This is a genomic window from Oscillibacter sp. CU971 (assembly GCF_905219725.1).
GTDB lineage: Bacteria > Bacillota > Clostridia > Oscillospirales > Oscillospiraceae > Oscillibacter.
The window spans coordinates 4,985-6,889 of the sequence record NZ_CAJMXG010000159.1 but is presented as its reverse complement, the minus strand read 5'-3'; the positions used below and the strand labels follow the sequence as shown (position 1 = coordinate 6,889).

3 protein-coding genes are annotated in these 1,905 nt (G+C 62.7%); all 3 read right to left on the bottom strand.

Annotation, left to right across the window (positions count from 1 at the left end):
- Positions 1 to 46 precede the first annotated feature (46 nt).
- Positions 47 to 694: a DUF4366 domain-containing protein gene (locus tag JX325_RS10995; protein WP_204791170.1), complete on the bottom strand. Its 648-nt coding sequence runs from the start codon at positions 692 to 694 to the stop codon at positions 47 to 49.
- A complete protein-coding gene (locus tag JX325_RS10990; protein ID WP_204791169.1) occupies positions 694 to 939 on the bottom strand; it encodes a DUF4315 family protein in 246 nt (81 codons plus the stop codon). The genes JX325_RS10995 and JX325_RS10990 overlap by 1 nt, the downstream gene beginning before the upstream one ends.
- 15 nt (positions 940 to 954) lie before the next feature.
- A partial coding sequence (locus JX325_RS10985) for a C40 family peptidase (protein ID WP_204791168.1) occupies positions 955 to 1,905 on the bottom strand: 951 nt, incomplete at its 5' end.

Genomic DNA, 1,905 nt, shown 5'->3' with positions numbered 1-1,905 from the left:
TAGGTGGGCTGCTTCATAAAGGGCTCGTAGGGGCTGTCAGTGAAATTCACTCGTCCCCTCCCTCGTCCTCGTCGTCCACGTCCCAGGGGGGCGTGTCGTCGTAGTCCTCCGGCTCGTCATACTCGGAAAAATCCTCCTCCGGCTCCGCTGCTTTCTGCTGCTTGGGGCGGTAGATTTTGAAGTACCACCCGGCCCCGCCGCCGATAGCCAGCACCGCCAGGGCCACCAGGAGCATCCCGGCCCCGCCNGTCTTTTGGGGCTCCGGCTCCGGTTCGGGGGCCGGTTCGGNCTCCGGGTCCGGCTCCACCACGGGGGNCGGGGCCTCCGGCTCCTGCCCAGGCTCCGCCAGGGCCATCAGGTCAGAGACGGTGACAGCGTTGAGAAAATACACATTCTCCGCCCCACGCTGCCGGTCAATCACAAGATAAAAAACCGCCTCGTCCGCCGTGGTGATGGTGAAAAACTCCTTGCCGTCCTGGTCCGTGGCGTTGTCCAACACCGTCCCCGTCCCCTCCGGGGTGAACGGCTTGGGCTCCTGGGGCTGCTCCACGGGCAGGAGGTCCACAGGCTCCAGCCCCACCCAGGGGACATACTCGCCGCCCTCGTCGCCTCCGNCCGCGTAGGCGGGGACGGTGAGTACCCCCACCATCAGGACGGCGCAGAGCGTCGCCGCCAGCATACNGGATTTTTTCATTATGTCTCCTCCTTTCTCTCGCCGGGCTTCTGGACACCGTGTCCAGAGCCGTCCCGGAGCTGCCGCAGGAGGGCGGGCAGCTCGTCCAGGGACANGCTCATGCCCCGCACGATGTCCACGATCTCCTCATTCTCGGCCTCCCGGTGCTTCTGCTCCAGCTCTTTCAGCCGGNCCTGCTGCTCGTTGATCTTGGCCTTGACTTTCTCCATCTCGGCCCAAATTTTCGCGCTCTTGCTGACTGCCATTAAAAACCTCCTTGTTCATGGTAAACGCCCCCAGGCGTAAAAATGGGATTGCCAGTAGCTTGTATTCAGACTTGTAAATTGCACCGGGTCCCCACAGTGCAGCATCATTCCGTCTCCCACATAGAGCCCACAGTGGGTCACGCCGTCCGGGTTGGGCGCGTCGTAGGTGTAGCGGAAAAATACAAGGTCGCCGGGCCGTGGNGAGCTGACGGGGGNGCAGTAGTTATAGAGCCCCTGGGCCCCCAGGCGGCCCACGTCCCAGCCGCATTGGTTCAGCACATAGGACAGGAAGCCGGAACAGTCAAAGGACGTGGCCGGGGAGCTGCCGCCCCAGACGTAGGGGTAGCCCAGGTACTTCTCCGCCTCGGTGAGTAGGGCGGCAAAGTCGGGATCGGAAAGATACTGCTCCGGCACGTCGTAGGGCTGGGGTGGGTTGGTGATGTACTTGTCCACATAGCCGGAATTGGGGAACAGGTCGGGCCGGTTGCCCAGGGCGGCCATGTAGAGGGCGTACCGGGAAATCTGCTCCCCGCTCATGATGTAAATGGGCAGGTGGGACAGATCCTCGTTTTTCAGCGTTACCGTACAAATGTAATAGTCGTAGTACACGCGGTAGCTGCTGGTATGGGTGTTGCCCTCGCTGTCCGTCCAGGTGTCCGTCTCGATATAATAGCGCCGCTCCGTCACCACCTCCTCGGTCAAAATGTACTGCCGGTCGAAAATGGCCTGGAGCGTCCCCCGCACCTCCTCCAGCGTCCACTCCCCCTCGTGGAGCGCGGAGAGCATGGAGATCAGCACATAGGGGTCATGCTCGATGGCGTCCAGGTCGAAGTGGTATTCGTCATAGTCGTGGGTGCTGGTGTAGGTGTCCAGGTAGTGTTGCAGCTCCGCCTCCAACGCGCAGTAGGCGGCCTCGGCCCCCAGCATATCCCCGTCCTGGGCGGGGTAGGTGCTGGCCCCGATCCC